The sequence below is a fragment of the Streptomyces ferrugineus genome (assembly GCF_015160855.1).
Classification (GTDB): Bacteria; Actinomycetota; Actinomycetes; order Streptomycetales; family Streptomycetaceae; genus Streptomyces; species Streptomyces ferrugineus.
Genome location: NZ_CP063373.1, coordinates 5,433,328 through 5,460,003 on the forward strand (window position 1 = coordinate 5,433,328; position 26,676 = coordinate 5,460,003).

The window sequence follows — 26,676 nt, forward strand, 5'->3', positions numbered from 1 at the left end:
GGCCAATGAGGCCGGGACGAGTTCCGGAAACCGATTGCTGGTCCCTAGTCTGCGCCGGGTGACAGCCCGCGGACACAAGGGAGTTCCGGGCTGCTCTCACGGCCGTCGGGACACGTCACAGCAGAGGGGATACGTTGCCCACGGGAAGCTACGTCGTGGAGACGACGCGGACCGCCGAGGTCGAAGCACGCGAGCAGACCGATCTGTGGAGTGAGCGCGTCGCGGCCTACCAGACCCGGATGGACTACAGGTTCACCCGCGCCGAGGTCTTCCGCGGCGAGATGGTCCGGCAGCGCAGTGACACCTACCAGGTCGTCACGTGGGACAGCGACCAGATCGAGTACGCCCGTACACCCGGCCTGATCCGCCAGATGCCGGACCCCGACTACCGGCTGCTCTTCCCGCTCTCCGGCGAACTGCGGCTGCGCCAGGACGACCGGGAGGTGCGGCTGATGCCGGGCACGGGCAGCTTGATCACACTCGGCGCGCCCTTCGAGATCCTGCACGGCGCGTCCCTGCGCGGTGTCATCATGTCGATCCCGGCGCGGGCCGTCGACGGCCCGCTGAACCGGAAGGCACCGCTGGCCACCGGGCTCGATCTGGCCAAAGGGTTGGGCCGCGTGGTGCACTCCGTGGTGCGCGGCCTGAACGAGGAGCGCGACCACCTCGACGCCCCGCAGTTCGACGCCGTCTGTGACCGCGTCGTCGAACTGCTCTGCATGCTCGCCTGCGGCGACGACCGTCCCGACGCACCGGGGCATCTGAGGGAGGTCGAGGCGGTGGTCCGCCGCTACGTGCGCGATCACGCGGCCGACCCCGACCTGTCCGGCAACTCCACTGCCCGCGCCCTCGGCTGGTCCCTGCGCCAGATCCAGCTCGCGCTCCAGCACGCGGGTACCACGCCCCGCGACCTGATCCGCGAGGAGCGCCTGCGGCTGGTCCGCGAACGTCTCCTGTGCGCCGACTGCCAGCACATGACGATCACGGATCTGGCGTACGCCTCCGGCTTCTCCTCGGGCAGCGCCATGAGCACGGCCTTCCGCCGACGCTTCGGGGTGAGCCCCCGCGAGATGCGCCACAAGGCCCGCTGATCCGGCACCCACCGGGTGGGCCTACGGGACCTCGACGGCCACACGGCACACAAACCATGCGCGCCGCCCTGCTCGACACGGTTTGACGAAGTCCGGTGAGACGCCGACGAGCCGGGAGCGCAGCAACATCGCCGGATGCGGCGCGTCGTCCATCACCCACCCCGAAGCTCCCTCACCGCCACCGCCTGCGGCGGCGACCGGGAAACAAGGCCAGGGCCCAGGAAGCCGTGTCCGCAATCACCGCGTCCGGCGGCAGAGCCCTCGCAGTGGGAGGCGATGTCGCTGACGACACCGCGATGAGCGCGGCGTTCGACCTCGCCGACCTACCTGGACCGGATGCACCGCACGGACATCCGTGGCACTTTCGTGGTGTCCCAGCAGGCGGCGCGCAAGGGTCCGCCCGGGCGGCGCGATCGCCAACTTCTCGACCTCTGTGCTCTCTCACCGGCGAATCCTGGCCCGCGCGGTCCAGTCCGTGGACAGGAAAGCCGCGTTCAACCGTTCGGTTGAACGCGGCTTCCACCTCTTCGGGACCTCATCGCTCCGTGCGGAGGACTCGACGCCGACGCGGGCCGTACCAGAATGATCAGCGCCCGTGGCGCGCGCCGGGCCTTCACGCCACCCCCTTCAGAGAGGTTCCCCTCGCATGCCCAGATTCCCCAGCAGGCGACGTGTCCTCACCACCGGCGCCGGTGCCGTCCTCGGCACGGCCGCCTTCGGTGCGTCAGCGCTCCCGGCCTCCGCCTCCCCCGTGTCAGGGCGCTCGGCAGGACATGAGGAGACCAGGTCGCTGGACGAGCTCTACCGAGCCGCCTTCGCGGAAGGCGGGAAGCTCGTCGTCTACGCCGGCGGTGGCACTCCGACGCAGCAGGACGGCACCAAGGCGGCCTTCAGGGACCGCTTCCCGGACATCGACCTGACGCTGATCGTCGACTACAGCAAGTACCACGACGTGCGTGTCGACAACCAGTTCGCCACCGACACCCTCGTTCCGGACGTCGTGCAGTTCCAGACGCTCCACGACTTCGACCGCTGGAAGCGGCAGGGGCGCCTGCTGCACTACAAGCCCGCCGGGTTCTCGAAGGTCTACGACAAGTTCAAGGACCCGGACGGGGCGTGGGTGGCCACAGGAGCGATCGCCTTCAGCTTCATATACAGCACGGCGGCGGTCGGCTCGGACGTGCGGCTCACCCCTCGCGACCTGGTCGACCCGAAGTGGAAGGGTCAGATCGCCTCCTCGTACCCGCACGACGACGACGCGGTCCTCTACCTCTACGCGCTGTACGCCCGCACGTACGGCTGGGACTGGGTGGCCCGCCTCGCCGCCCAGGACGTCCGGTTCGCCCGGGGCAGCAACTCCCCCGGCGAGGCGGTCTTCGGCGGACAGAAGGCCATCGGTATCGGCACCTCGGGATCGGCGGTCGGGTCGTCGCCGACGAGGTTCGTGATCGACGACGGGCACCCGTTCATGGCCTGGGGCCAGCGCACCGCCGTCCTCAAGCAGGCCAGGAACTGCACGGCCGCCAAGCTGTTCCTCAACTGGCAGCTGTCGACGCAGATGCAGAACGGATCCTTCAACGGCTGGTCCGTGCGCACCGATGTCACTCCCCCGGCCGGTCTGAAGCCGATCTGGGAGTACCCCAACGCCCACCTGGACGGCTTCCCCCCGCCGCTCCGGTGCCGCTCGTCCGCCAGTCCTGGCCCCTTCGCCCCCACGCTCGCCGAGGCGGTAAAGGCAGCCCTCCACCAAGGCGTTCGTGATCCTGGGCGGCACGCTGTTGCCGATCGACAGGATCGCAGTGATCGCCGACCCGCATGGCCGACTGCTGTGGGCATCCCCCTCCCGCGCTGTCCGGAGCAGTCCATGACATCAAGGCCGCGCGAACCCACCGCCTATCGATGCCCTGGAGCAAGTCGGGGTGTGGAGTGCCGGGCTGACAAGGGCTACCGCGGTGCCGACGGCACCGTGCGAGTTCTCTACTGCGGGGGGCGATGGGAGACGCCGTCCGCTGGTCAGCAGGCTGTCAACTGCTCGCACGCGAAGATCCGTACGCTCGTCGAGCAGGCCAGGGCCACCCTGAAGACCTGGCGGCTCCTGCGCAAGCTGACCTGGGCTGCTCAAACTGAGTGCCTGTGAGAGATCGCCGGGACCGGATAGGCCCATGAAGAGCGGGGTACGCCTGGGTTGCGAGTCGGCGACGGACCGTTCGGAAGGATGGATTCCGGGTGATCGTTAAGCCATGGCCGAACTTGCCGACAAGCAGCCCTCCGGCGGAGAGGGTGCCCTCACCGGAGGGTGTCTCCTGCTTCTCGTACTGATGGCGGACGTGGCGGCCACGCTGTTGGTCGTCATCGTGCTCGCCGTCCGAGGTCTGGGCCGGAGGAACGCCGGCTCCGGACAGACAGCGATCGGCGTGCCGACCGTGGATTGGGCGCCAGTACTGGGCTTCGGCGCTCTGGCCCTGGCGGTCGGCGTAACGGCCGTCGTCCTGCTGCGGATCGGGCACCGAGTGATCGGGGCGGTGCAGCTGACGCTCTGCGTCTTCCTGACAGTCCACACGCTGGGGTCCTGGCCCTGACCCAGATGTAGCCACAGCCAGGGAGGCACGTCGTATAGAGGGACCTGGCATAGGCACTGAAGTTGGAAAACGCTCCATGCCTGGTACCAGGCCCCGCTGACGCCGACTACCTGTTCCTGATCGACCACGGCGGGCGGCGCCCAAGTCCCCACCGAAGCCGTAGGACCCCTCACCGACAAGGCCGTCAGCGGATCGATCATGGCTCGCGCCTCTTCCCCAGCGCGGAGGCAGCTGTCGGCAGCGTGGTCGGGCTGACCCCGCTGAGTCGGCTCGGCGAGGTCGCCGACATGACCGACGCGGTGGTCTACCTCGCCTCCGACGGAGCCCGCTTCATCACCGGGCCAGCCTGCCAGTCGACGGCGGCATGGGCATGTGACGGGCTTCCGCCGACACCTCCACCTGCGAAAGGCCGATCGATCATGAGCAAAGGCAAGCCCGTCGTCGTCTACGGGGCCTCCGGCTACACCGGCCGCCTGGTCTGCGAGTACCTCCGCGAGTACCGCATCCCCTTCATCGCCGCCGGACGCGACAAGGCCCGCATCCAGGAGTCCTCGACAAGGTCCCCGGGATCGACACCGTGGACCACGAGGTCGTCGAGGTCGAGCACGCGGTCGGACCGCTGACCGAGTTCTTCGCGGCGCCAAGGTGGTGAGCAACATAGTCGGCCTGTTCATCAAGTACGGGCCGGAGATCGTGGAGGCCGCCCTCGCAGCCGAATGCCACTACCTCGACACCACGGGCGAGCAAGACTGGGTCCTCGACGCCGAAGCACGGTGGGCGAGCAGTACGCGGAGAAGGGGTTGATCCTCTCCCCCGGCGTCGCGCAGATGTACACCACCGGCCAGATCGCGGCCAACATCTGCCTGGAGACCCCCGGCCTGGACACCTTCGACGTCCTGGTGCTGTGGAAGGGCTTCCCCTACAAGGACTACGTCCGCCCCATGCCGGAGGGCGGAGTCCAGTTCCTGGACAACGCGTGGTACTTCGGCACCGACTTCATCGGAGTCGTGGTCGTCCGCACTTTACTTGTTCCTCGGCGCTCCCCCATCGACCGTGTCGGCGGCGCCAACCTGATTCAGGGACCGCTACGCGCCGCACGCCAAGGGCGAGCCGTGCCCGGCGCTCCCAGTTCGTCGACCGGCCGCCGGTCAGTCAGCGGGCAAGCCGAACCAGCGGAGGAGTACGGGTCGTGCGTCGGCGGGGGCGTCCTCGGGTCCTCGGGCATAGCGCGCGAGCAGGGCCAGATAGTCGTCATGGAACTGGTCCAGCTCACCCTTCGTGAGGTGGATGAGGCTGCGTGAACCCCGCATCCAGCCTTCGGACTCTGCCTGTCCGGCGGTGAACTGCCGGGCGAGTTCGACGTCCTCCTCCATCCTCATCCGGTCCAGCTCGGCCGACATGGCGCGCTCGGCCTCCGTCAGCTCACCCTGCGGCGGTCTGCGGATGTCGAGGCCACGCACCCCGCGCCACCAGCGCTCCCGCCCGGAAGAGCGCTCGGGGATGTCCTCGATGAGGCCGCTGCGCTCCAGCATGCGCAGGTGGTAGCTGAGCGTCCCGGTGTTCTCGCCGAGGGCGGCGGCCAGGGTGGTTGAGGTGGCCGGGCCCGTCGCAGCGAGGTGGCGCAGTATCCGCAGACGCAGTGGGTGCGCGAGGGCCTTGAGCACCTCAGGGCTGTCGACCGTGCGCCGCTCCGCGCCTTCCGCTCTCCGCTCGTTCGTCATGGCAGCAGTCTATCCGGTAAGCAGGGATTTCTCTGCAGACCTTCCTCTGCAGAGAAATCTCTGCAATACTCTTGGGCATGACGCAGAACCGAGTGACCTCGAATCGCACAGTCCTCCGCTTCACAAGTGCTGCCGCGGGGGCCCTACTTGCCGGACTCGCCCTGGGCGCGGCACCCGCTCATGGAGCTGAACGGGCCGCGGACCTGCCCGAGTTCGACTTCTCCGCCTGCCCGACCATCGATGAGCTGCCCGCGGGTGCGGACTCCGGGACCTGGCGCTGCGAGGTCATGCACGCCACGGGGCATCTGCGCATGGGCACCATCGACGAGCCGCTCACGGAGCCCATGAAGATCACCTTTGCGGAAGGCCGTGTGGGCGGTGAGTTCCGCCAAGTCTTCGGGGAGATGACCGCTGCGCCAATCCGGGTGGGCGGCACCCCGTTGACCCTGACTCCGCAGTACGGCGGCTACTCGGACTTCCTGTCCGACGACACTCGGCGCGGCGAGTTCGACATCAAGTTCGCCATAGGCTCGGCGCACGGGCTGCCGGCCCTGCCGTCGTCGAGCTGCTCGGTGGGCAGCGGTGAGGACGCGGTCCATCTAGTGCTCAAGAACACCGATCCCATGCAGGTGATCTCCAGGGACCCCCTTGTCGCCGCCTTCGGTGCCCAGGACACGGAGTTCGCCGTCCCGGGCACCAGCGGCTGCGGCCCTCTGAGTCGCGCGCTCAACCGGGTCCTGGGCCTACCGTCCGCGGCGGGGGCGAACGCCTTCGACATGGATGTCACGGTGGCCATCCGGCCCTACATATAGACCGGTTCGGTCAGCAATTGTCGATATCCCTCAGCCAGTCGGGATCGTTCCGGCCGCGTGAACTGCTCCAACGCGGGCGGACTTCCCGACCGATGCGCCGACGTCGGCCTTGCTCGATGACCTGTCGATCGATCCATCGGGAAGGTGCTCCTCCTTGCGCCAAGCCGATCCACAGGGATTGAGGATTGCCCCAGAGAACCTTCCAGCCAGGGCCTGTTGCGAAAGCGGCTCGTCTGTCAGACCCACCTGGGATGCTCCAAGTATGGAGATGACAGTGCAGCTGACAATCGACTGCTCCGATCCGCAGAGAATGGTGACCTTCTGGGCCGAGGCCCTGGGCTACGTGCCTGAGCCTCCGCCGGGCGGGCACGCCACCTGGCGGGCCTACTGGGCGGCCATGGGGGTGCCCGAGGCTGAATTGCCGGCCGGTGCCGGGGACGTTCCGGAGTCGATCGTCGATCCCGCGGGACGTGGACCGAGGGTGTGGTTCCAGCAGGTTTCGGAGCCGAAGGTCGCCAAGAACCGGTGGCACTTCGACCTGAAGGTCGGTGGGGGCCGTGACGTCCCACTGGACGTCCGCACAGAGCGCGTCCAAGCTGCGGTGGAACGGCTGGTCAAAGCCGGTGCCACCGTGCTGCGAATCAAGGATGAGCCGGACATGGGGCTCTACGCGGCCGCCATGCAGGACCCCGAGGGCAACGAATTCGACGTCGTCTGAGGTCCGTTGCGGGCGGAGAGCTTGTCGTACCTCGTGGCCACCGCCCTGTGGCTCCCAGGTCGGTTGATCCCGCACTCGCCCGCATGGCGCTCGCGGCGATCCACCGCGTTGAAACGCGGCGGCCGGCCGTCCCGGGAGCCGAGCTTCCTGCGATTGCGGGTCTGGTCAGCCTTGTATGGGAGGGTGCAGCGGATTCGGATGGCGGCGCAGGTAGGCGAGGTTCTTTCGGGAGGAGTACGCCCGATCGGCGCGTACTCGATCGGGCGGACGCGTGGCCAGCGCGATCCGATGCGGGGTACGCGTCCAACTTGGTAGTGAACCCGCCACGTGAGCGCCCCAGCCAGTGATCACCGGGCTCGGCCAGCACTCCGCCCGGCTGTTGCTTCTGCAGGCCACCCTGTTTCCTGGCCCCTGCCGTCGAATGAGGACCCGGTGCCAGATGCCGTCTCGTTGCCACCGCCGGAACAGATCGTGGATCCGGATCCGGCCCCACGGACCGTACACGACGGGCACATGCGTATCCGTGAGATCTCCCCGCGCCATGAACAACGATCATGCATCACTCAAGATCCACTTTCGGTACACATCCTGGCAGTCCGGCCGCTGTCTGGGACAGAAACAGACCTAGAGGTTGTCCCGTATGAGGCGTGAGTTATCCGGTGAGGGCCAGGTTGTGGAGCCGGGCGATGCCCAGCATGGCCTGATGAACACCGTTGCCCTTGAGCCGGCAGTCCCGCAGGATCTTCCAGTTCTTCAACCGCGCCAGGGCGTGTTCCACCCGGGCTCGCGCCCTGCGGTGGACGGCATTCTCCGCTTCCTGGTGTGGGCTGAGGCGTGTCTGACCTCGTCGTTTGCGGTGCGGGACGAGCAGGCCGGTGCCTTGGTACCCGCCGTCGGCGATGGTCGGTGCGCCGCGGCAGGCCCGGTCGACGCCGGACTCGGTGAATGCCCGGCAGTCGTTGCGGCTGCCGGGCAGCGGAAGGCCGATCGCCACGACCAGACGGCTGTTGGCGTCGATAACGACCTGCAGGTTCGTCGAGTAGCGGTAGTTCTTGCTGGAGGCGGCGATGCTGCGGTCGCGGGTGGGCACGAGGGTGCCGTCGACGATGTAGACGGTGTCTTTGCGCGGCCGACGGGCCGGCGAGATGGCCAGCAGGGGCGCCAGGTGATCGAGGATGCGGTCGGCCGCAGACTTCGAGACCCCGAACAGCGGCGCCACTTGCCGCAATGTGAGGTTCGTGCGCCAGTACGTCGCCACCAGCAACACGCGGTTCTCCAGCGGCAGCCGCCAGGGACGGCCGCGCTGAACATCACCACCGCGACGCCGCACCAGAGCCACCAGCCTGGTGAACTGCGACTCGGTCAGTCCGGAGAACGGCTCAATCCACTTCGGATCATCCGCTGAGATCACCCCACCCATGCTCAGCCAACGCACCAACTGCCCCACCAGTTACGGGACAACCTCTAGTTGATGCCTATCGTCAACGGTGCCAGCGAACATCAGCGAAGGGACCGCGATGCCCGAGCAGAGCAACTCCACGCCGCAGGGCTATACGACCGTTGCGCCCTGGGTCGTGACCGACGACACGGGGGCCTTCCTCGACTACGTCACCCAGGTGTTCGGCGGCGAGGAGCTGGGGCGGGTGTCGACCGAGGATGGCTTGATCGGTCACGGTGAGATCCGAGTCGGCGACACCGTCGTATTGGCCTTCGACCGGCACACCGACTGGCCGGCCATGCCCAGCCTGCTGCGCGTATTCGTTGCCGACGCGGACGAGGCGTTCTCGCGAGCCGTCGCGGCCGGCGGCCACGTCGTCACGGCTCTGGCGGACAGCGCCTTCGGGCAGCGCGGAGGGCGCATCAAGGACCCGTTCGGCAACATCTGGTGGGTGGTCAGCCATGTTGAGGACGTCGCTGAGGAGGAGATGTGGAAGCGGCTGCAGGACCCCGTATACGCCGAGGCCATGCGCGTGGCTCAGGAGACTCTCGACACCGAGCTCAGCGGTCGACGCCATGGACGCAACAGCGCACCTGTCCGGATGACGCCCTGAGCGATGAGTCTCTTTTCCAACCTGATTGACGGCGGAGTCAGTTGGACGACGACCTGGATGCCATCACCTTCGCGAGTTCCGGCCCGGCGGCTCACGTCCAGGGGTACCGGCTTGCCCGACGCGCCGTATCTGCTGACCGCGCGACCGGCCGCCCAGTACGTCGACCACGTAGGCGCTACCAGACCCATGCTCCGGACCAAATGAGATGCATGGAAACGGTGTTGCGCGAGAAGACCATGGGCGACTGGCACAGCGCGGCGAAGTCCGCGGGCCGCTGAATACCCGGCTGCAACCGCGGCCGGGTCGCCCATAGGATCCTCGTTCGAGGCGCTGGCATGGCGCCCTGCCGATAGTCGGCACTCAACGGACCGAGGATGTGTGGCGCAATGAGCAGCCGACTCTTCGCAATGTCCTTCGACGCGCACCAGCCCGAACACCTGGCCCATTTCTGGTCCGGCGTCCTGGGCTTGGAGAGAGCCGACGATTCCTACGGCGGGGTCGCCCTGCTGTCCGGGAACGACGCCGGCTACCGCCTCGGCTTCCGTCCCTCCCGGGCGCAGAAGGTCGCCCAGAACCGGCTGCACTTCGACCTGACCAGTTCCTCCCTGGAAGACCAGCAGGAGACCGTGGCCAGGGCGCTCGGCCTCGGCGCGCGGCACGCCGACGTCGGACAGGGACCGGACGCGTCGCATGTGGTGCTCGCCGACCCGGAGGGCAACGAGTTCTGTGTCATCGAGCCGGGCAACAATTTCCTCGCCGACTGCGGCTTCATCGGAGCACTCGCCTGCGATGGTACGCAGGCCGTGGGCTACTTCTGGAGCGAGGCTCTGGGCTGGCCGCTGGTCTGGGACCAGGGCGAGGAGACCGCCATCCAGTCACCGAACGGCGGTACGAAGATCACGTGGGGCGGTCCTCCGCTGATGCCGGACCCGGGCAGGGACCTGCACTTCGATCTCGTGCCGGACGACGATCCGCGGACGGAGGTCGAGCGCCTGCTCTCCCGCGGGGCGAAACGCCTCGACTCCGCCCACGGCGGGGACGGCACGGTGCTGCTGGCTGACCCCGACGGCAACGCATTCCGCTTGCTCACGCGCCGGTAAAGCCGGAATCGACGGGAGCCGCGGCAAGCGGTTGCCGGTGTGCGGGGAGGGAGGCAGAGCGACCGCGACAATCCACTGGGGGCACTCGACGCTCGGTCACAGTCAGCTGACGACACCGTCGCCGGCATCGCCGCCGGACAGCAGCCCTTCCTCCTCGCACCGCATCGCAGCACCACGGTGCCGTCCGCGCCGCTCCGAGCCCGACACCGGGCCATCGGCCCCCCGACCCGCCGACTCAGCTCCCCCACACATCCGGGCCGCCGCCGCGCCACTCGATCAGCGCGGACTGCCGTACATATGCGGGGTCCGCGTCGTCGATGCCCGCCCTGCGCAGGAACTCGGCGATGTCCAGGAGTCCGTACGCCATACCCAGGAAGTGATCGTCCGCGCGCACGCGCCGGCCGCCGTCCTCGGCGGGCGGGTAGACGACGACGGGCTGCGTGCGTGCCATGGCACCAGAGTGCGGGGTGGGACGCTCATCCGCATGCGGAGTTGGGCAGCAGAGCCTGCGCGTCGGGGCGAGTGGCTGGGCAGGGTACCGCCGAGGGCGCGCAGCCGGGCAAGCGCGTCACCCGCGTCTGCTCCGGCCTGCGCGAACTTCTCGTCCAGGGCGCCGGACGGGGATCCCGCGACGCCGATGCCGGCGATCGGTGTGTGGCCAGCGGTGACGGGGACGCCGCCGGCCAGGAACAGGGTGCCGGGGATGTCCTTCAGGTTCGGGGCCTGCTCCAAGCGCTCGGTGAGCTGGGAGGTGGGGGCGTTCCAGGAGACCGCGGTGAACGCCTTGCGCTCGGCGGACTCATCGGCCTGTGGGTCGGCGCTGTCGCCCCGCAGGGTGACGATCGTGTTGCCGTTGCGGTCGACGACGGCGACCGTCACGCGCTGGTGGTCCTTCTGTGCGGCATCGAGCGCGGCCTGCGCGGCCCTGGTCGCGGCGTCGATCGTGAGCTGGGCAAACCCCAGTTCTCGCCCGGCGGCGATGGTGTGCTCGAACAGCAGGCGGCCAATCCCCTGGCCGATGACCTGCGGCTCGACGAACATCATGCCCAAGACGCCTGTGGGTGGCCCTCCTTCGAGGGTCGTGAAGCCCAGGATGTGACCGTCCCTGTCAGCCACCGTGGCTCGTCGCCCTGCGACCTCATTCGGGCCGACGGTGAGCTCGTCTCTGCACGCGTCAAGGAACTCCGCGTCATAACCCCAATGCGCCTTGGATCGAAGCGCCAATTCGCTGAGAATCTCGGCTTCCGTCACCCGCGCCGGCCTGATCAGCACGCCCATCCACGCCCCCGTCAGATGTAAGTCTCCCGATCTCCGCACCCCGCAGCCTCATGGAGCAGCACCAGGAGGAAGGAAGAGTGGCATGAGCGGGGCAGGGGGGCGAGCCTGGCGTCGGGACGTATATCCGGCTGAACGGCGAGACGGTCGAGGTTGTGGAGCTCGCCGACCTGGCCACGGATATGGAGGTTGTCCTTGAGGACGGGCATGACCGGCTGGTCCGGATGTCGCTGCGCGCGCTGCCGACCTCGGATCGGGCCGAGCACGTCCGGGAGAGGCTGGGGTGACGGGCTATCGCTGCGGCAGCGAGGATCTATGCATGGCCCGATGAGCCGCGCCCTCAAGACGCCCCGGGCCCACCGCTGCACCGCGCTGGAGGTGCTGTCAGTGCAGCGCGTCGGGGAGGGTGGCGTACAGGTCGAAAGCGCGGTTCAGGCCGACGAACCGCAGGATTCTCGGGATGCGGTGACCGTCGACGACCAGGCGCAGCTTTCCGCCGCGACGCAGTGTGCGTCTGCGGACGCGGCACAGCACCCCGAGGCCGCCGCAGTCGATGAAGGTCACGGGGCGCAGGTCCAGTACGAGCAGGGGTTGTCCGGCGGAAGTCAGGACGTCGAGGCGCGCCGTTACGGTGGGCGCGCTCAGCATGTCGATCTCGCCGTGCAGCTCCACGACCGTGTAGGGGCCGACACTTCGCTCGCGTACGGGTTGGCGTGTCGAGACGTCAATCATGGCGGTCACTCATTTCACCGCGCCGAGGTGTGGACGACCGGGACGCCCTACTCGTCGACAGACGCGCTTCGAGTTCGGGGACACCGGGACCGGACAGCCGTGGTAGAGCCGCACTTCGGCCGGTGATCAGCAGCAGGATCGCCGATATGGGCCCCTCCACCTGAGGACCCTGCCCGGCGGACCACGGGTTGTCGGTGGCGACGAGTCTGAGTCCCCGTAGCTTCCGCTCGGGCCGGAATGGCCACCGCATGGACCAGACCCGGGTCACGGCGGTGGCTGCGGCCTCGGTCGGCATGGGCCGGGAGCGTGCCAGGGGAATGACGATGTCCTGCCCGTGCACCAGGACATCGATGAGCGGCTCCAGGTAGGTCACTCCGGGCGCCGTCCTGCGCGATCCGACCATTCCGCGGAGCAACACGGCGTACTGGTCGACGGGCAGCTTGGCTTGTCGCACGGCGGTGTCATGGATCATGCGGTTGACGTTTCCGCGCGCCCGGAGAGTCGCGAACGCGGCCGGAAGCAAGCCCATGTGGGAGAGGGTGAGGTGCGCCGCGACATCACGCACCCGCCACCCGGCGCACAGGGAGGGAACCTCCCATTCCCGCGGAGTGAGGTCGTCAAGGACGTTCGCGAGACCGAGCCGCTCGTCGTCGATCGCCCGCCATACTTCGTCGCGGTTCATCCCGACCTCCCGCCGACGCTAGTATTTGATACGAATCTCTGACTAATAATGGTAAGAGAGACTGTCTAAGTCAAGGGTGGGCGCATGAGCGAGGATCTGCGTGAGGACGAGGTCAACCTCGGTGTGCTCTGCTTCATCGCGCACCGGGCCATGGAGGCCCGAGTCCTCCAGGCCCTGGCCGCGGCCGGCTACGACGACCTCACATCCGCGCAGGGGCGAGTCTTCGCAAGGATCGGCCCGCAGGGCACACGGGTGACCGACCTGGCCGAGCAGGCGCAGATCACCAAACAGACCGCGGGCTTCCTCGTCGACCAACTCGAGCGGGCCGGCTATGTCCGCCGGGTGCCAGACCCCACGGACGCCCGGGCCCGGCTGGTACAGATCGCAGCGCGAGGGAAGGCCGCGGTCGAGGTCGCGAGGGTGGCGGAGGCCGAAACCGAAGCCGAATGGACACGACACCTGGGCAAGCAGAGCACGAACCAGCTACGGCGCGCCCTCACCCGCCTCCGCGAGATCACCGACCCCTACCGATGACCACGCCCGCGCCGATTGGACCCCGGCGAGGATCAGGAGGGGAGCGACACCCAACCCGACGGGCTCATCCTCGCGCCCTGGGGCACGCACTTCCGCAATGCGGACGCCACAGCACGACGCGTACGAGGTGGCCGACGCGCTCGCGTGGTGATGCGGGTACGGGGAGGGTAGGTGCCCTTGGCGATGCGCTGACGGATCACCCCATGCTCCCGGCGCGCCATCTCGGCACGCCCGGAGCGAAGTCGATCACCGTAGCGCCTCCGAGATCGCGACTGCGGACGGGGCGATGGCCGTTTCGCCGTCCTCCACGTCCCACAGCGCGTTCTGCAGCAGCCGTCCGAGTGTCCAGCCGGTCGCGCGTGCGCGGTCCAGGTCGAGGGTCGAGGTGAGGAGGTCGAAGCGGCGGCGCACCACCCGCAGGGTGTCGGCCCTCGTGGCCGGGTCGTCCAGCCCGCTGTTCAGCGCCGGCCACAGGTCGAACCCGGGGTCCCCGGCGAGCGGCTCGGGATCGATGGCGAGCCAGGGCTCACGGTCGGCGGCGAGAACGTTGTCGTAGTGCAGATCCCAGTGGAGCATCCGGTCGCCGGGCTCGTCGACCAGTTCCGCCACCGCGGACGCCCAGCCCAGCAGGAGCGAGCGTTGCGCGGGGTCGGGCAGGGCCGTGACCGCCTCGGGGGTCTGTGTCAGCATCTCGGTGGCGATGTCGCCGAGGGCGCGCAGCCCCTGGGGCGCGGGTACGGCGACCAGGCGGCTCTGGAGTTCGGCGAGGATGCCCATGGCGGTGTCGTCGTCCTCGATCGAGGACAGGGTGCGGACGGCGTCCAGCCGTTCCAGGAGCATGCTGCCGCTCTCGGGATCGTGGTCCAGCAGCCGCACCATCGCGTCGCCGTTCCAGGTGCGCAGTCCGATGAGCGCGGCGGTCACCTCCGCCCTGGGCATCTGCAGTTTGAGCACCGCGCGCGTGCCGTTCCCGCGCTGCACCGGAAGCACCAGGGAGGCTTCCCCGCATCTGGCCGCGCCGTCCCGTCGCAGCTCCCAGCGGTCCAGGACCTCGGCGGCCAGAGCCGGGAGTGCGGCGATCCACGCGCTCCCCTCGTCGCCGAAGGCTCTGGCGTACGACATCGCCAGCGGTTGCGGCACCTCGACGGTTTCCGACGGGCTCACGGCGACCTTCCTTCAACAGGGATCACACGTCTCACCGCAAGCTATCGGAGCAGCGCGTACGGTCGTGCCGTCACCGGCACTTCGGAGCGCGTCGGCGATCGAACTGGTCGAGGGCTGCGACGAGGCCGGGGTCCTGATGCTGCGCGGCGCAGCAGGCATGGTCAGCGAGGCCATGGGGATCATCACACCACGGAGGCTCCCCCGGCACGTGGTCTGAACCAGAGGAGCCTGGCCGAGCCAGCCCCCTGGGGTATGCCGCTGAACCCGGCCTTGCACACCAAGTCCCCACCGCGATCGGTTTCACTCGGGCCGACGACCACGAAGTCCTCGGTTCGACCCAGGGAGCACCCGACCCGGTCACCGGTCACCGGTCACCGGTCACCGGCCGTCCATTGTCCGTCGTCCGAATTCAGTAGAGACGAGACGGACCGTTTTACTATGGTGGGCGCGTGGCTTTCTACTACTTCCGCTGAGTCCGGGCACGGCCCATGCCGCCGTCTCCGCTGCCCGTAGACCCTTCGCATCCCCAGGGAAAGTCACATGCGCGAACGCGCCCACACCGCCATGCCCGCTGCCGTGGCGCAGCTCTCCGTCAAAGAGGTCACCAAGTCCTACGGCACCCGGACCGTCCTCGACCAGGTCTCCTTCACCGTCCGCCCGGGTGAGAAGGCGGCCGTCATCGGCGAGAACGGCTCCGGCAAGTCCACCCTGCTGCGCCTGCTCGCGGCAGCCGAGTCGCCGGACGCCGGGGAGCTGACCGTCAGCTTCCCGGGCGGCGTCGGTCATCTCGCTCAGACTCTCGACCTCGACCCTGACCGCACCGTGCAGGACGCCGTCGATCTCGCCCTCGACGAACTGCGCGACATGGAGCGGCGGCTGCGTGCGGCGGAGGAGCGTCTGGGCGAGGCGTCGGAGGAGGAACTCGCCGCGTACGGTGAGCTGTTGATCGCGTACGAGGAGCGCGGCGGATACGAGGCGGACGTACGCGTCGATGCCGCGATGCACGGCGTCGGGCTCGCCGGGATCACCCGCGAGCGACTGCTCGGCTCACTCTCCGGCGGCGAGCAGTCCCGGCTCGCGCTGGCCTGCGTGCTGGCCGCCGCACCCGAGCTGCTGCTGCTCGACGAGCCGACGAACCACCTCGATGCGACGGCCGTGCACTGGCTGGAGGAGCAGCTGCGCGCGCATCGCGGCACCGTCGTGGCGGTCACCCATGACCGCGGCTTCCTGGAGCGCATCGCCACCACGATCCTGGAGGTGGACCGTGATACGCGCACCGTGCACCGCTATGGCGACGGCTGGGCCGGATACCGCGCCGCGAAGGCCGCCGCCCGGCGCCGCGCGGAGCAGGAGCACATCGAGTGGCTCCAGGAAGTGGCCCACGCCGAGGAGCTGGTCGAGGGCGCCGGGAAGCGGCTCGCCACCACCGGCAAGGACCCGCGGCAGGGCTTTGGCAAGCACCGTCGTTCGCACGAGGCGAAGCTCGGCGGGCAGGTGCGCGCGGCCCGTGAGCGGCTCGTCCGGCTCCGGCGCCACCCGGTGCCGGCGCCGCCGGAACCGCTGCGCTTCACGGCGGCACTGTCGGCGGCAGGCGACGGGGATCCTGTCGACGGCAGCCCGATCGCCGAGCTCGACGGCGTGACGGTGGGCGATCGGCTGCGGCTGGACGGGCCGCTGACCCTCACACCCGGTCAGCGGCTGCTGGTCACGGGCGAGAACGGGGCGGGCAAGACGACGCTGCTGCGCGTCCTGGCCGGCGATCTGGAGCCGGACGCCGGCACGGTACGCCGTCCCGCCCGCATCGGGTACCTGGCGCAGGAGCTGCCCGCGCGCTCCACGCGGCTTCCGCTGCTCGCCGCCTTCGCGGTCGGGCGGCCCGGGCTGCCGCACGAGTACGCCGAACGACTGCTGGCGCTGGGCCTGTTCCGCGAGCAGGACCTGCATGTCCCGGTCGCGGCGCTGTCCGCGGGGCAGCAGCGACGCCTCCAGATCGCCGGCCTGGTGACCCGGCCCGCCGACCTCCTCGTCCTCGACGAGCCGACGAACCACCTCGCCCTCGACCTCGTCGAGGATCTGGAGGCGGCGCTCGCGGCCTACCCGGGAGCGGTGGTGGCGGTCTCGCACGACCGCGGCTTCCGGGAGCAGTTCCCGGGCCAGCGGCTCGAATTGCGGGGCGGTCGCAGGGGCTGACTGCGACCTTCGGTCGACGACATCGACTGGCAGGGCAACTGTCCCTGGTTCGACATCAACTGCGCCCGAATGTGGGGGTTTTGCACCGCCGTTGGGTGAGTGCTGCATGGAATCCGTGGGGTGGTGTGGGCGGGTTTGGGCGGCCGGGGACAGTGTGGGGGTGCGGATCCGGTCGGGTTGCGGCCGCCGTTCGGTGCGCGGCATCCGTGATCCGCCTACGGGAACCGGCAGTTCGTCACGCGGGCGCGTCAATGCCCCGCAGGCGGGCCGGAGGTGGGCGGGACGGGTGAATCGGCCCTTCCAGTCATGGCACTGCTGGCGTGCACATGACATGCATGACACGGTCGATGCATCGGTCGGCGCATACCTGCGCCGACCACTCCGCATTCAGGGGGAACGACATGTTCGCACGTCACGCACGCACGACAGGCGGCGGCCGGCGCGGCCGCGCCGCGCTGCGCGTCCTCGCCGTCGCCTGCGTCCTGGCCGCCACCGGGACCTTATCCACGGTCGCCCACGCGGAAGGATCGGTCGACGGCGACGAACTGCGCTACGAGGACAACACCAAGTACGACAGCGAACTGCAGCACGCCGCCGACGCGTGGAACGAGGTCGGCGACATCAACGTCGCGCCCGATGACTTCTGGAGCAACCAGGACGTCGACGTCTACGACGTGGACCGGGACGTCTCCTGGGACGGCCGCTGGATCGACGACTGGTTCGGCGACGACGACATCGAGCTCAACTCGCGCTACCTCGACGGCTACGACTCCTTCGACCGCAACGGAGTCGTCACCCACGAGTTCGGGCACGCCCTCGGCCTCGACCACATCGACGGACAGGGCGCGGTGATGGAGTCCGTCACCACCGGCCGGGTCACCGACGTCCCCACCCAGCCGGACGTGGATGCCTACAACGACATCTGGGGCCGCAGCACCGGCGACTCCGCGCAGCGGTCCGCTCCGTCGGCCGACGGGCCGCGGATGCGCGCCGGTCTGGTGACCGACTTCGCCGACGACGCCAAGCTGGCCGGCTTCGCCGACGACGTCTTCGTGGGCACCGTCCTCGCCAAGCAGGGGCAGAAGACGGTCTCCGGGCTGCCGGAGACCCAGTACAGCGTCCGGGTCGACAAGAGCTTCAAGGGCGACGCCGCCGGCACCACGACCGTCAACCAGCAGGGCGGCCTGCTCGACGGCGTCGCCGAGCCGTTGCTGTTCGAGGGCGACCGGCTGCTCCGGCCGGGCCAGACATACCTGTTCGCCACCACTGACGAGGCGGCCTTCGGGTGGCGGACGCTGGTCCCGGTGTACGGCGACCGACACCTGGGGGCCGCGGACTCCGGCGAATCGAGGGTCTCCGGCGCCGTCGGCGAGCGCTGGACCGAGGCCGTGCGCAACCAGGTCCGTTTCAGCGGGCGTTGAGCACGGACCGCTGACAGCCGAGCATCGACCGCTCGGCGTGGACGATCCGTCCTCGCCCTACCGGCTCACCCTGTCCCCTCGCAGCGGGGCAGGGTGTCCGGCTTCTGCGCGTACGGTCGCAGCTGCGCCAGGAACCGTGATCCCGGCTCGCCCGGATAGACCGAGGCATCGGCCCGGTCCGGGTAGACCACCACCGCGGCCTCGATGCCTGCCCGCAGTTCCGCGCGGCCCTGCGTGGTGACCTCCAGCTCGCCGCCGGAGCTCTTGCGCGGCTTGAGGTACTCCCGCACCGTCATCCGCAGCTCGACCCGGCCGCCGCCCACTGCCTCGACCGCGTCGACGTGTCCCTGTGCGACGACCCGGGCACAGGCCAGCACACCAGGGCCGCTCAGACTGGTGACCGTTCCCTGGTCGCTCCGCCCGTCGTCCTGCGACCAGGGCTGCAGTCCGAGCACGGCCGCGCCCAGGCCCACCACCAAAGCCGCCGCCACGACCAGGGCCGATCGACGCCACCGACGCGCCGCGCCTGCCACCGGGACGGCCGTGTCACGTCGTACCGTCTCCGTCGCCTCGGCCATCTCACTCGTCGCAGTTGTCGCAGCCGTTTCAGTCGTTTCAGTCGTTTCAGTCGTTTCAGTCGTCCTCGACCGCGCCTCCTCGGCGAGCAGCCCGAGGCCCTGCCGCAGACGGGACTCCACCTGTCGTGCCTCGTCCCACTGCGCCCGCATCTCCGGGTCGCCGCGCAGCCGGCGCGCCGACGGCGCCTCCCCGGTCACGACGGCGTCCCAGGCGTCGCCGTCGTCGTGAGAACCCCGCGCCCTCACTCACACCACCTCCGTCTCACGCAGCCGCTGCCGCAGCGACCGCATCGCCGCGTGGAGCCGACTCTTGACCGTGCCCTCCGGTACGTCCAACTGCTCAGCGATCTGACGTACCGACAGGTCGGCGTAGAACCGCAGCACCACGAGACGTCGTACCTCCATGTCCAGGCCCTCCAGCGCCTGGGCCACCACCAGGGCCAGTTCCCGCTGCTCGGCGGAGCGGCCCTGGTCGCTGACCGCGGGCGGGTCACGGTGCCGGATCCGTTCGGCGAGCCCCCGCTCGTGCTGCCGGGCCCGGTGCGCGTCGAGGGCGACGCGGCCGGCGACAGTGGCCAGCCAGGCGCCGCGGTGGCGTAGCCCGCCACGCGTGCGCTCCTGCTCCAGCAGCTTGACCCGCACCTGCTGCACCCCGTCCTCGAGCGCCTCTGAGCGCATCCCTCCGAGGTACAGCACCGCCCGCACCCGATCGTGCTCGTCCGGCGACAGCGGATCGCCCGTGGCTGCCACCCGCCTCACCCCCTGACTGTTGGCCGACTGTCTCCCTGTCTCCACTGACCGTCCACCGCAGCGGTCCCGCCGGGCAGACGCGACACCCCTGTGACGGAGAAACCGCCCGCGGCGTTCGCCCGTTCACGATTCCTTCGCACCTGCGCGGGTCAGCCGCCGACGGCGCCGGTCCGGCATCGTTCCTCTTACTCCGGGAGCTTGTCCGAGCTCGCGAACGACACGTAGTCGGACACGTTCAGCAGGCAGCCCGGGACCCGGTCCGCCGTCGACGCGCCGAAGTAGGTGGACACCTGCCGCTGGCCGTCGGCGGGAACGCCCATTCCCTTCGTGAGCGCGACCTGCCAGGGCTTCGGCGGGATCGAGTTGCTGTCCTGGAGGGGGTAGTCGAGCGCGACGATCAGGGACAGGAAGACGCCGATGAAGAGGGACAGGAAGCCGGTGATGGCCATGTGGTCGACAAGTCTGACGCTCACGAGTCCCCAGGTCGCCGCGATGGTCACGGTCGCGCCGAGAAAGAGGACTGTGTAGAGAACGGGCAGCAGTCCGATCTCCACTTCGCCCTGCCGCTCGCGACGAAGGTTGTTGTAGTCGTTGAAGGCTTCGAGAGTGACGGACTGGGCATTCGATTCCTGAGCGTTCTGGGGTTTGTAGAACATCAGCGATTCGAACACGGCGTCCAGTCTGCCCCGGTCCTCCTCGATCTCACCCTGCTTCTGCTTCGGCCACACCTCGTCGATCACGTTCTCGGCGTAATTGCGGACCTGTGACTGGAGTCTGCATCGACGGCTGTTGGGAAACGACTGGGCGGCCCGGTAGACGGTGGTGAGCTGTGAGGCCTCCTGGTTGACGAGCCGTTTCACCTCCACATGGTGGTCGTAGGCGCCGACGGCCACCAGCCCCACCAACAGGGCGTAGAAGACACCCACGACCTCGACCAGAAAGGTCACCCGCTCGTCGTGTTCCGGATCGCTCTCGAAACGCCGGCGCACCCAGGGGCGCAGCAGCAGACCGGTCAATCCGAAAGCGACGAATCCGCCGGCCAGCACCATGGCCTGGGCCCAGACCGGCACATGCAAGAATCCCCCGAACATTCGCCGAATTCGTCCCTCGCGCCTTGTGATTCTGTGCGTGTCACACGCGTCGTGGTGCGATGAGGCAGAGATGCCCAGGCACGGCTCCGGCTACGCCGGGAAGTTCTACGCGGGCCGGTTCGGTGCCGAATTCCGCGAACGGCTGCACGAGACACGAACGACATGCCGCCCTGGCCGGGCTCGATCCTTTCGAAGAAGTTCAGAGAATCGAGAAACCTCCAGCGGCCCCGGCTCATTCAGCCTGCCCGGCATCGCGCCGAGCGGCCGCACGGGTGTGGACGTACAGCTTGCGGCGGTCGCCGACGTCGCTCAGGTGCTGCGGCAGCGGGAGCTGGTAGCGCACCGGGCGGCGGTGGTCGGCCAACTGCCGTTCGGGGTTGTAGACGCGGTTGAACTTCCACAGCATGCGGGCGAAGTTGGTCTGTCCGCGGGCGAGGTTGGCGCCCAGGACTCGCAGGGCGCCCACCGCGGTCCGCAGGCCCAGGTGCTTGCGGTTGATGACCGCCTGGGTCTTGACCAGTTCGCGGTAGAAGACGTCCAGGGGGAGGGTGGTGGGCACGACGGCGTGCTGGATGTCGAACAGCCGGTAGTCGCGGGTGGTGAGCCTGCGGGACTCGGTGTGCCAGATCTCCGTTCCCGGGTATGGCGTCATCACGGTCAGATGGACGATCTCCGGGACGGACAGGGCGAACTCCCGGACGACGCGGAAGCGTTCCTCGTCCCATGCCGGGTCCACGATCAGGTTGATCGCCACGTTGATGCCGAGCCGGCGTGCCACCTCCAGCGCACGGAAGTTGTCGTCGGGGCTGACGCGCTTGCGGTAGAGGTCCAGTCCCTCGGCGTCGATGGCCTCCATACCGAGGAACATGTACTTCAGGCCGAGCCGGGTCCAGCGCTGGAAGACCTCGGTGTTGCGCAGCAGGACATCGCTGCGGGTCTCCAGGTAGTAGCGCTTGCGGATCCTGCGCCGCTCCAGTTCGGCGGCGATGGCGTCCCCGTGTTCGGGCCGGATGAAGGCGACGTCGTCGACGATGAACACGTTCGGCTCCCGGATGCCCGCCAGCTCCGCTCCGGCCGTCTCCGGCGAGACCTTGCGGTAGCTGCGGCCATAGAAGGTCCAGGCGGAGCAGAAGGAGCAGTCCCACGGGCAGCCCCGGGTGAACTCGATCGACGCGCACGGATCCAGTTCCCCGATGAAGTAGCGGCGCCGGTGGCGCATCAGATCGCGTGCCGGTACGGGGCTGTCGATGCCGTGCAGCATCCGCGGTTGAGGGCCATGACCACGCAGAGTGACGATCCCCGGTACGCCGTCGACCCCGCCGTCCCGAACCGCCTCCAACAGGGGCACCACGGCCGGTTCCCCTTCACCGCGCACGACCGCGTCCACGGATCCTTCGGCCTGTTCGAGCACGTCCTCGGCCACGAAGGACACACTGTGCCCGCCGAAGAAGACGAAGCAGTCCGGTAGCGCGCGCTTGGCGGCGTGGGCGAGGCCGATGGCCTCGGGGATGTTGGCCAGGTAGTTCAGGGACACGCCGAGAGCGTCGGGGCGGAAGGAGGTGATCTCGCGGGCCAGTTCCCTCCTGCCGGTCACCTGCAGGTCCACGATCCGTACCTCGTGGCCGGCGTCGCGGGCCGCACCGGCCACCCGTTCCAGGCCGAGCGGCTCCAGACGCAGGAAGATCTCCGAGTACATCAGGGCGCTGGGGTGGACGAGGAGCAGGCGCATGGTCACCTCGGAGCAGGGCGGACAGGTGTCAAGGGGCGGATGGAGGGCCTCGCTTTCAGTCGTCGGGCGGTTCGACGGAGGGCTCCGCGCCGGCGGGGGTGGCCGGTTCTGCCGCATGGCGGCCAGACGCCGACGCGAGACCATCGCCCGGGGCGGGGCCGCATGCGGCGTTCCTGGGGACAGAGGGGACGCCATTGGTGCGCAGCACCTCGCGGACGTCCAGGATCAGGGGGAACACCTCGTGGTTGCGGTCCTCGCCCTGTTCCTCCCACGCTCGCTGTTCGGCCTCGACAGCCATGCGGTCCTCAGCGAACACGCGCTCGGTGAAGCGCCTGATGAACGGCCAGGCGAGATCGAGGATGCCTGGAATCCGGGGTTTCTCGATCATGAGCAGGCCATAGGCGTGGCAGGTTCGCTGCTCGGCGTCCTCGGGCACGTAGGCGGCCCAGAGACAGTAGGCCGGACGTTCGGCGTTCTCCGGAACCAGGTCGAGTGTCTGGTAGGGGTATTCGGTGCGGATGGTCATGACATCGCGGGAGTCGCTGCCGCCGATCCCTTCGGCGGCCAGCAGGCCGGCGCTGCGGTTCCGCTTCCCCCCGGCGTGGGTGAACAGGTATGTGGCCTCCACCGACCGCGCACCGGTCCGGTATTCCAGCAGCTCGGGGCGGAGTTTGCCGACGACGCCACGGTGAAGGAACTGGTGGTTCATGTCGAGGAGGTTCTCGTGCATGAACGAGTAGTGGCAGCGCACGGTCCGGGAGAAGGTCATGGTCCTGTACTTCGGCGAGCCGAAGGCCGGCAGCTCGGGCAGCGCGGTGACCGCCGCCTTCTCCGGGTCGCCCGGGAACACGAAGACCAGGCCGTACGCCTCGCGGACCGGATAGGCGCGCACGCCGCGCGGCGGCCGGCCGTCCCCTTTGGACAGGTACGGGATCTGCGAGATGCGGCCGTCACCGCGGTAGGCCCAGGCGTGATAGCAGCAGCGGAGCGTCTCGCCGTCCACGACGCCCATGCTCAGCGGCACCTGACGGTGGGCGCACCGGTCCTCCAGCCCGTAGATGGCGCCGCCCTGCCCCCGGTAGAGCGCGATGCGCTCACCGGCGAACGCGGTTCCCAACACGTGACCGGGGCGCAAGCGCCTGGACAGCGCGACCGGGTACCAGAAGTCCGGGTTCGCCCCGACCCGCCGAAGATCGATCACGCCGGACCCCGGATCGCCGATGTCCCGGGCCCTGAGGGGCACCTGGCCCCGGCGGCGAGGGGCCCGCTCCCGTTGAGGTCGGTCTCGGTCATGCTTCTTCCCTCGCATGGACGATGGGGCGGACAGCGGCTCGGACGGTCACACGTCACACCGGACACAGCCGCCCGCCGGTACGACAAGTGGGCCCCGCACCTTCATCCTGGTGGCCACCCGCCGTCCTCGCGCTGCCAGCGCGTCCGGGTGGGTGAGCGACCGGACGACCAGGAACGCCCATGGATCCTCCCGGCGTCACTCCGGTCCCCGACTTGGCGAAGCGTCACTGATGTCGCCCGGCCGACGGCCGCACGGCTCCGCTCCCGTCGGTCGCGGGCCGGGCGGCGTTCGAGAGTCTCGCCGGCCTCGCGTCGACTACCACGTGTGCGTCCGTACGGGGAGTACAGGAGCAGCCCGCGGGTCTTGGCTGCGTCCCTATACGGCCTCTTCAGCCTCTCGGCAGGTCGAGCAGGTCAGCTTGCGGGCGGACCGGTCGTGAATCACCTTGCCGGGGTTGGCCGGCTCACGTAGTTGCTTGGCCTCGGTGCGCACATGGGTCGCGCATACGCCCGCCCCACACACGCTGCAGACGGCTACTGCGGCGACCGTCTGTCCCTGCTGGTCGCATTCGAAGCAGTTCATGTGCGACTGACCCTTCAGTCAGCGGCTGTGAGAGGTTCACATCACACCTCCCAGCTGGGCGAGTCCCCCGACGGGAGCATCCGAAACGGCTGCGGAGTCCGGCCCGTCATGCTCGCCCCCCGCCCACTCGACGGCGCCCAGCCGGGCGGTGCGACGACCGGGAAGCCCGCGCTCTGCCCGGGTATGTGTGTCGACCGGGAACATGAGACGGACGCCGACAGCGCACGAGCGTCACGCGTGATGGCACGAAGCTTCACCCACGTCTGGCTCATGATCGCTCCGCCCGTGGTGCGGCAGCCGGTGGGCGACACGAGAGTGGAGGTTCGGTGACGGAGCATCCGGTGATCGGGTACCTCGTCTGGGCGGTGCTGTTCGGCGCCCTGTTCGCCTGGGAGGGCGTGGCCCTGGTCCGAACGGGTGACGGTTTTCCGACCCTCAGTGATGCCCTGCGCGCGGTGATGCGCTACCCGTTCGGGCGATGGGCGCTGTTCGCACTGTGGCTGTGGTTCGGCTGGCACACCTTCGTCCGTGGCTGGCACTTCCTGCTCCGGGACGCACCGTGACAGCGTTCCACCAGTCGTAGGCTCCGCAGTGTGCTGCCGCTCCCCCTGAACATCGGGGTCATGCTGACCGGCTACCTGCTCGTCATGGGGTGCCTCGCTGTCGGCCTGCGACTCCTGCGCCGACAGAGCCCCGGCCCGCGGACGGCGGTCCGAGGGCCGGATCGCCGACCCGTGCAGCCGCTCGCTGCCGGTGCGCACGGTCGCGGGTGGCCCGTTCTGATCCGCCTGGTGCTCGGGACTGCCGTCGGCGGTTACGTGCTGCTGATGGCAGTGGTGGTCGGCTACTACTACGGGGTGGCGCGGGTGGGAGGCCGCTTTCTGACAAGCGCGTTCACCGGCTCGGCTCTGTTGGTGGGGATTACGTTGCCGGTCTTCTTCGCTGCCTCGTGGCTCGCTGAGCGACGACGGCGAAGGCGCGTTGCCGAGTGACTGAACCGCTGATTTCGCGATCGAAAGCGGCTGAGCATGGTGGCAGTGGGTTCACACAACGAGTGGGCCCCCATGGGCGGCGCGGCGTCGAGCGGGCCCAGCAGGAACTCGACCGGCTCATCGCTCTCGGCCGCGGCACACTCCGGTCGTACTTCGACTGACCGTGAGTGTTGAGAACTGCATGATCGGCAGCCACGCAGGCGCGGATGGCCGCCACACGACACGCCCATGAGCACCACCCGCCCGAGTGGGGCTACCAGAGCCGGCGATTTCCCGGCTGCTCCACCCGGCGCAGTGCCGACCACCGCACCCCGTTGCCGACGGCCGGTGGCCTGCGGCCGTCACAAGGTCCGCTTCCGCCAGGCGGACGAGGAGCTCAGCCAGGACGTGACCCTGCTGATGTCGGACGAAGTGACGATGCCGGCCAGTCGGCTTCCTTCCAGTACGAGGGCACGGTGGGCGGGATTGGCCTGCAACTCGGGAACCAGCCGGGCGAGCGGGTCAGTGGGACGGCAGGTCGGCAGGTCGTCGACCCGCACCATCACATGGGTGACGGGGGTGGAGTGGCGTTCCGTCTCCGCGACCGTGTCGGCGCCCTTGACGGTGACCAGGCCGGCCACCGTGTTGTCGCCGTCCACGACGGGGAAGGCCGAGTGACGGTAACGGAACCGGGGGTCGGCCAGGAAGTCGTTGATCATGGTGGCGGACGGGACGGTCACGGGGTCGGGTGTCATCGCATCGCTCACCGGGATTCCGCCCAGCAGTTCACGCAGTTTCGCCTGGCCGCCCTCCACCGTGGCCACCGCGATGACGAACCAGCCGATGACCACCAGCCAGATGCCGCTGAAGATGGCTCCGACCAGGACGAGGTACAGGCCGACAGCCACCAGCGCCCACCCGAGGAACCGTCCCGCCGCCGTGGCCACCGCCGTGGCGCGCAGTGGGCTGCCGGTCTTCCACCACACCGCCGCCCGCAACAGCCGACCGCCGTCCAGTGGTGCGGCGGGCAGGGCGTTGAAGACGGCCAGCAGGATGTTGATCCCCGCAAGCCAGGCCAGCGCCTCGACCACAAGCCCGGCATCGGAGACCGCGGCAAGCAGTCCCGCCGCCAGAGCGAAGATCCCTCCGAGCAGCAGGCTGACCAGAGGCCCTATGCCGGCTATGCGCAACTCCGCCGCGGGTGTGGCTGCCTCGCTCCTGAGCCGTGCGAGTCCGCCGAGCAGCCACAGGGTGATGTCCTCGACTGACACTCCGTTGCGACGGGCCACCAGCGCGTGGCTGATCTCATGGGCCAGCAGCGACAGCAGGAACAGCACCGCGGTCACCCCTGACGCCAGCAAGTACTGCCATGCCGGGCGATCCGGATGAGCCTCCCGGAAGCTGCCGCCTGCCAGCCCCAGCAGGATCAGGACGAAGATGACCAGGACGCTCCAGTGCACGCCCACCCGGATTCCGGCCACACGGCCCAGTGAGAAGGTCGCCCGCATGGCAGCCACCTCCTGGCTCGCGCTCGATGGTCGTGGTGGGCGGGCAGCGACGCCGATGAGCGCGTACGTGAGCAGCGCGTCCTGCCCCGCCGCCCGGTCAATC

General features: G+C 69.1%; 28 protein-coding genes and 5 pseudogenes. 19 read left to right on the forward strand and 14 right to left on the reverse strand.

Features of this window, described 5'->3' with window-relative positions:
- Positions 1–134 precede the first annotated feature (134 nt).
- The 8 genes and pseudogenes from IM697_RS24535 to IM697_RS45985 all read left to right on the forward strand — a co-directional run.
- Positions 135–1,091, forward strand: a complete 957-nt coding sequence (locus IM697_RS24535) for an AraC-like ligand-binding domain-containing protein (protein ID WP_228044154.1) — start codon at positions 135–137, stop codon at positions 1,089–1,091.
- A gap of 200 nt (positions 1,092–1,291) precedes the next feature.
- Positions 1,292–1,527 (forward strand): annotated as a pseudogene (locus tag IM697_RS44940) (3-ketoacyl-ACP reductase); the annotation flags it as partial.
- A 210-nt stretch (positions 1,528–1,737) separates the two neighbouring features.
- Positions 1,738–2,757, forward strand: a pseudogene (locus IM697_RS24540) (ABC transporter substrate-binding protein); the annotation flags it as partial.
- Between the two features lie 42 nt (positions 2,758–2,799).
- Positions 2,800–3,198: pseudogene (locus tag IM697_RS24545) on the forward strand (transposase family protein); the annotation flags it as partial.
- A gap of 133 nt (positions 3,199–3,331) precedes the next feature.
- Positions 3,332–3,670 carry an inner-membrane translocator gene (locus tag IM697_RS24550; protein WP_194038264.1) on the forward strand — a complete coding sequence of 113 codons (339 nt, stop codon included), beginning with the start codon at positions 3,332–3,334 and terminating at the stop codon, positions 3,668–3,670.
- A 419-nt stretch (positions 3,671–4,089) separates the two neighbouring features.
- Positions 4,090–4,293 (forward strand): hypothetical protein, encoded by a 204-nt coding sequence (locus IM697_RS44945; RefSeq protein ID WP_228044155.1) that lies wholly within the window; start codon positions 4,090–4,092, stop codon positions 4,291–4,293.
- Positions 4,294–4,318: 25 nt separating this feature from the next.
- A complete protein-coding gene (locus IM697_RS44950) occupies positions 4,319–4,474 on the forward strand; it encodes a hypothetical protein (RefSeq protein ID WP_228044156.1) in 156 nt (51 codons plus the stop codon).
- Between the two features lie 23 nt (positions 4,475–4,497).
- Positions 4,498–4,584 (forward strand): annotated as a pseudogene (locus IM697_RS45985) (DUF5938 domain-containing protein); the annotation flags it as partial.
- 234 nt (positions 4,585–4,818) lie between these two features.
- Here IM697_RS45985 and IM697_RS24560 read toward each other — a convergent pair.
- Positions 4,819–5,391 carry an ArsR/SmtB family transcription factor gene (locus IM697_RS24560; RefSeq protein WP_194038265.1) on the reverse strand — a complete coding sequence of 191 codons (573 nt, stop codon included), beginning with the start codon at positions 5,389–5,391 and terminating at the stop codon, positions 4,819–4,821.
- A 77-nt stretch (positions 5,392–5,468) separates the two neighbouring features.
- Here IM697_RS24560 and IM697_RS24565 point away from each other — a divergent pair, with 77 nt between their 5' ends.
- Entirely contained in the window at positions 5,469–6,203 is a 735-nt protein-coding gene (locus IM697_RS24565; RefSeq protein ID WP_194038266.1) for a hypothetical protein, read from the forward strand.
- 262 nt (positions 6,204–6,465) lie between these two features.
- Positions 6,466–6,921, forward strand: a complete 456-nt coding sequence (locus tag IM697_RS24570; protein WP_194038267.1) for a VOC family protein — start codon at positions 6,466–6,468, stop codon at positions 6,919–6,921.
- Positions 6,922–7,573: 652 nt separating this feature from the next.
- Here the strand turns inward: IM697_RS24570 and IM697_RS24575 are convergent.
- Positions 7,574–8,341 (reverse strand): transposase, encoded by a 768-nt coding sequence (locus tag IM697_RS24575; protein WP_194038268.1) that lies wholly within the window; start codon positions 8,339–8,341, stop codon positions 7,574–7,576.
- Positions 8,342–8,438: 97 nt separating this feature from the next.
- Between IM697_RS24575 and IM697_RS24580 the strand changes: the two genes are divergently transcribed.
- Complete coding sequence (locus tag IM697_RS24580) at positions 8,439–8,972, forward strand: VOC family protein (RefSeq protein ID WP_194038269.1); 534 nt, start codon at positions 8,439–8,441, stop codon at positions 8,970–8,972.
- Between the two features lie 386 nt (positions 8,973–9,358).
- Positions 9,359–10,072, forward strand: coding sequence for a VOC family protein (locus IM697_RS24585; protein WP_194038270.1), 714 nt, complete (start codon positions 9,359–9,361; stop codon positions 10,070–10,072).
- Between the two features lie 235 nt (positions 10,073–10,307).
- Here the strand turns inward: IM697_RS24585 and IM697_RS45510 are convergent, their stop codons facing one another.
- Positions 10,308–10,523 carry a hypothetical protein gene (locus IM697_RS45510; protein WP_265582668.1) on the reverse strand — a complete coding sequence of 72 codons (216 nt, stop codon included), beginning with the start codon at positions 10,521–10,523 and terminating at the stop codon, positions 10,308–10,310.
- A gap of 122 nt (positions 10,524–10,645) precedes the next feature.
- A pseudogene (locus IM697_RS45990) lies at positions 10,646–11,350 on the reverse strand (GNAT family N-acetyltransferase); the annotation flags it as partial.
- A gap of 152 nt (positions 11,351–11,502) precedes the next feature.
- Between IM697_RS45990 and IM697_RS45525 the strand changes: the two are divergent.
- Positions 11,503–11,634: a hypothetical protein gene (locus tag IM697_RS45525; RefSeq protein ID WP_265582669.1), complete on the forward strand. Its 132-nt coding sequence runs from the start codon at positions 11,503–11,505 to the stop codon at positions 11,632–11,634.
- A 97-nt stretch (positions 11,635–11,731) separates the two neighbouring features.
- Here IM697_RS45525 and IM697_RS24595 read toward each other — a convergent pair whose 3' ends face one another.
- Both IM697_RS24595 and IM697_RS24600 read right to left on the reverse strand, forming a co-directional pair.
- On the reverse strand, positions 11,732–12,079 hold the full coding sequence (locus IM697_RS24595; RefSeq protein WP_194038271.1) for an STAS domain-containing protein: 348 nt from the start codon (positions 12,077–12,079) through the stop codon (positions 11,732–11,734).
- The gene (locus IM697_RS24600) at positions 12,072–12,761 is read right to left on the reverse strand and encodes a maleylpyruvate isomerase family mycothiol-dependent enzyme (protein WP_194038272.1); all 690 of its coding nucleotides are present in this window, start codon (positions 12,759–12,761) and stop codon (positions 12,072–12,074) included. Before IM697_RS24600 ends, IM697_RS24595 begins: the two co-directional genes overlap by 8 nt.
- Positions 12,762–12,845: 84 nt before the next feature.
- Between IM697_RS24600 and IM697_RS24605 the strand changes: the two genes are divergently transcribed.
- Positions 12,846–13,295 (forward strand): MarR family winged helix-turn-helix transcriptional regulator, encoded by a 450-nt coding sequence (locus IM697_RS24605; protein WP_194038273.1) that lies wholly within the window; start codon positions 12,846–12,848, stop codon positions 13,293–13,295.
- A gap of 246 nt (positions 13,296–13,541) precedes the next feature.
- Here IM697_RS24605 and IM697_RS24610 read toward each other — a convergent pair whose 3' ends face one another.
- A complete protein-coding gene (locus IM697_RS24610; RefSeq protein ID WP_194038274.1) occupies positions 13,542–14,459 on the reverse strand; it encodes an aminoglycoside phosphotransferase family protein in 918 nt (305 codons plus the stop codon).
- A gap of 64 nt (positions 14,460–14,523) precedes the next feature.
- Between IM697_RS24610 and IM697_RS24615 the strand changes: the two genes are divergently transcribed.
- The 3 genes from IM697_RS24615 to IM697_RS24625 all read left to right on the forward strand — a co-directional run bounded on the left by IM697_RS24615 (position 14,524) and on the right by IM697_RS24625 (position 18,070).
- A complete protein-coding gene (locus tag IM697_RS24615; RefSeq protein WP_194038275.1) occupies positions 14,524–14,676 on the forward strand; it encodes a helix-turn-helix domain-containing protein in 153 nt (50 codons plus the stop codon).
- Between the two features lie 323 nt (positions 14,677–14,999).
- The gene (gene abc-f, locus IM697_RS24620; protein ID WP_194038276.1) at positions 15,000–16,649 is read left to right on the forward strand and encodes a ribosomal protection-like ABC-F family protein; all 1,650 of its coding nucleotides are present in this window, start codon (positions 15,000–15,002) and stop codon (positions 16,647–16,649) included.
- A 401-nt stretch (positions 16,650–17,050) separates the two neighbouring features.
- Positions 17,051–18,070, forward strand: coding sequence for a matrixin family metalloprotease (locus IM697_RS24625; RefSeq protein ID WP_194038277.1), 1,020 nt, complete (start codon positions 17,051–17,053; stop codon positions 18,068–18,070).
- Positions 18,071–18,135: 65 nt separating this feature from the next.
- On the opposite strand, the gene IM697_RS24630 is transcribed toward IM697_RS24625, so the two are convergent.
- The 6 genes from IM697_RS24630 to IM697_RS24655 all read right to left on the reverse strand — a co-directional run bounded on the left by IM697_RS24630 (position 18,136) and on the right by IM697_RS24655 (position 24,094).
- Entirely contained in the window at positions 18,136–18,894 is a 759-nt protein-coding gene (locus IM697_RS24630; protein ID WP_194038278.1) for a hypothetical protein, read from the reverse strand.
- The gene (locus tag IM697_RS24635; protein ID WP_228044158.1) at positions 18,895–19,398 is read right to left on the reverse strand and encodes an RNA polymerase sigma factor; all 504 of its coding nucleotides are present in this window, start codon (positions 19,396–19,398) and stop codon (positions 18,895–18,897) included.
- A gap of 185 nt (positions 19,399–19,583) precedes the next feature.
- Entirely contained in the window at positions 19,584–20,489 is a 906-nt protein-coding gene (locus tag IM697_RS24640; protein WP_194038279.1) for a bestrophin-like domain, read from the reverse strand.
- Between the two features lie 232 nt (positions 20,490–20,721).
- On the reverse strand, positions 20,722–22,218 hold the full coding sequence (gene hpnR, locus IM697_RS24645; protein ID WP_194038280.1) for a hopanoid C-3 methylase HpnR: 1,497 nt from the start codon (positions 22,216–22,218) through the stop codon (positions 20,722–20,724).
- Positions 22,219–22,273: 55 nt separating this feature from the next.
- The gene (locus tag IM697_RS24650) at positions 22,274–23,419 is read right to left on the reverse strand and encodes an aromatic ring-hydroxylating oxygenase subunit alpha (protein ID WP_228044159.1); all 1,146 of its coding nucleotides are present in this window, start codon (positions 23,417–23,419) and stop codon (positions 22,274–22,276) included.
- 468 nt (positions 23,420–23,887) lie between these two features.
- Positions 23,888–24,094, reverse strand: a complete 207-nt coding sequence (locus tag IM697_RS24655; RefSeq protein WP_194038282.1) for a DUF2180 family protein — start codon at positions 24,092–24,094, stop codon at positions 23,888–23,890.
- Between the two features lie 326 nt (positions 24,095–24,420).
- Between IM697_RS24655 and IM697_RS24660 the strand changes: the two genes are divergently transcribed.
- Together IM697_RS24660 and IM697_RS24665 are read left to right on the forward strand one after the other, a co-directional pair.
- On the forward strand, positions 24,421–24,657 hold the full coding sequence (locus IM697_RS24660; RefSeq protein WP_194038283.1) for a DUF6186 family protein: 237 nt from the start codon (positions 24,421–24,423) through the stop codon (positions 24,655–24,657).
- Positions 24,658–24,717: 60 nt separating this feature from the next.
- Positions 24,718–25,086: a DUF6256 family protein gene (locus tag IM697_RS24665; protein WP_194038284.1), complete on the forward strand. Its 369-nt coding sequence runs from the start codon at positions 24,718–24,720 to the stop codon at positions 25,084–25,086.
- 341 nt (positions 25,087–25,427) lie between these two features.
- On the opposite strand, the gene IM697_RS24670 is transcribed toward IM697_RS24665, so the two are convergent.
- Positions 25,428–26,573, reverse strand: a complete 1,146-nt coding sequence (locus IM697_RS24670) for a site-2 protease family protein (protein ID WP_194038285.1) — start codon at positions 26,571–26,573, stop codon at positions 25,428–25,430.
- Between the last annotated feature and the right edge of the window lie 103 nt (positions 26,574–26,676).

Bases quoted from the DNA above. Each gene is read 5' to 3' on its own strand.
- IM697_RS24550 (WP_194038264.1), top strand. From the start codon at position 3,332: ATGGCCGAACTTGCCGACAAGCAGCCCTCCGGCGGAGAGGGTGCCCTC.
- IM697_RS44945 (WP_228044155.1), top strand. From the start codon at position 4,090: ATGAGCAAAGGCAAGCCCGTCGTCGTCTACGGGGCCTCCGGCTACACC.
- IM697_RS24560 (WP_194038265.1), bottom strand. From the start codon at position 5,391: ATGACGAACGAGCGGAGAGCGGAAGGCGCGGAGCGGCGCACGGTCGAC.
- IM697_RS24565 (WP_194038266.1), top strand. From the start codon at position 5,469: ATGACGCAGAACCGAGTGACCTCGAATCGCACAGTCCTCCGCTTCACA.
- IM697_RS24570 (WP_194038267.1), top strand. From the start codon at position 6,466: ATGGAGATGACAGTGCAGCTGACAATCGACTGCTCCGATCCGCAGAGA.
- IM697_RS24575 (WP_194038268.1), bottom strand. From the start codon at position 8,341: ATGGGTGGGGTGATCTCAGCGGATGATCCGAAGTGGATTGAGCCGTTC.
- IM697_RS24580 (WP_194038269.1), top strand. From the start codon at position 8,439: ATGCCCGAGCAGAGCAACTCCACGCCGCAGGGCTATACGACCGTTGCG.
- IM697_RS24585 (WP_194038270.1), top strand. From the start codon at position 9,359: ATGAGCAGCCGACTCTTCGCAATGTCCTTCGACGCGCACCAGCCCGAA.
- IM697_RS45510 (WP_265582668.1), bottom strand. From the start codon at position 10,523: ATGGCACGCACGCAGCCCGTCGTCGTCTACCCGCCCGCCGAGGACGGC.
- IM697_RS24595 (WP_194038271.1), bottom strand. From the start codon at position 12,079: ATGATTGACGTCTCGACACGCCAACCCGTACGCGAGCGAAGTGTCGGC.
- IM697_RS24600 (WP_194038272.1), bottom strand. From the start codon at position 12,761: ATGAACCGCGACGAAGTATGGCGGGCGATCGACGACGAGCGGCTCGGT.
- IM697_RS24605 (WP_194038273.1), top strand. From the start codon at position 12,846: ATGAGCGAGGATCTGCGTGAGGACGAGGTCAACCTCGGTGTGCTCTGC.
- abc-f (WP_194038276.1), top strand. From the start codon at position 15,000: ATGCGCGAACGCGCCCACACCGCCATGCCCGCTGCCGTGGCGCAGCTC.
- IM697_RS24625 (WP_194038277.1), top strand. From the start codon at position 17,051: ATGTTCGCACGTCACGCACGCACGACAGGCGGCGGCCGGCGCGGCCGC.
- IM697_RS24640 (WP_194038279.1), bottom strand. From the start codon at position 20,489: ATGTTCGGGGGATTCTTGCATGTGCCGGTCTGGGCCCAGGCCATGGTG.
- hpnR (WP_194038280.1), bottom strand. From the start codon at position 22,218: ATGCGCCTGCTCCTCGTCCACCCCAGCGCCCTGATGTACTCGGAGATC.
- IM697_RS24655 (WP_194038282.1), bottom strand. From the start codon at position 24,094: ATGAACTGCTTCGAATGCGACCAGCAGGGACAGACGGTCGCCGCAGTA.
- IM697_RS24665 (WP_194038284.1), top strand. From the start codon at position 24,718: ATGCTGACCGGCTACCTGCTCGTCATGGGGTGCCTCGCTGTCGGCCTG.
- IM697_RS24670 (WP_194038285.1), bottom strand. From the start codon at position 26,573: ATGCGGGCGACCTTCTCACTGGGCCGTGTGGCCGGAATCCGGGTGGGC.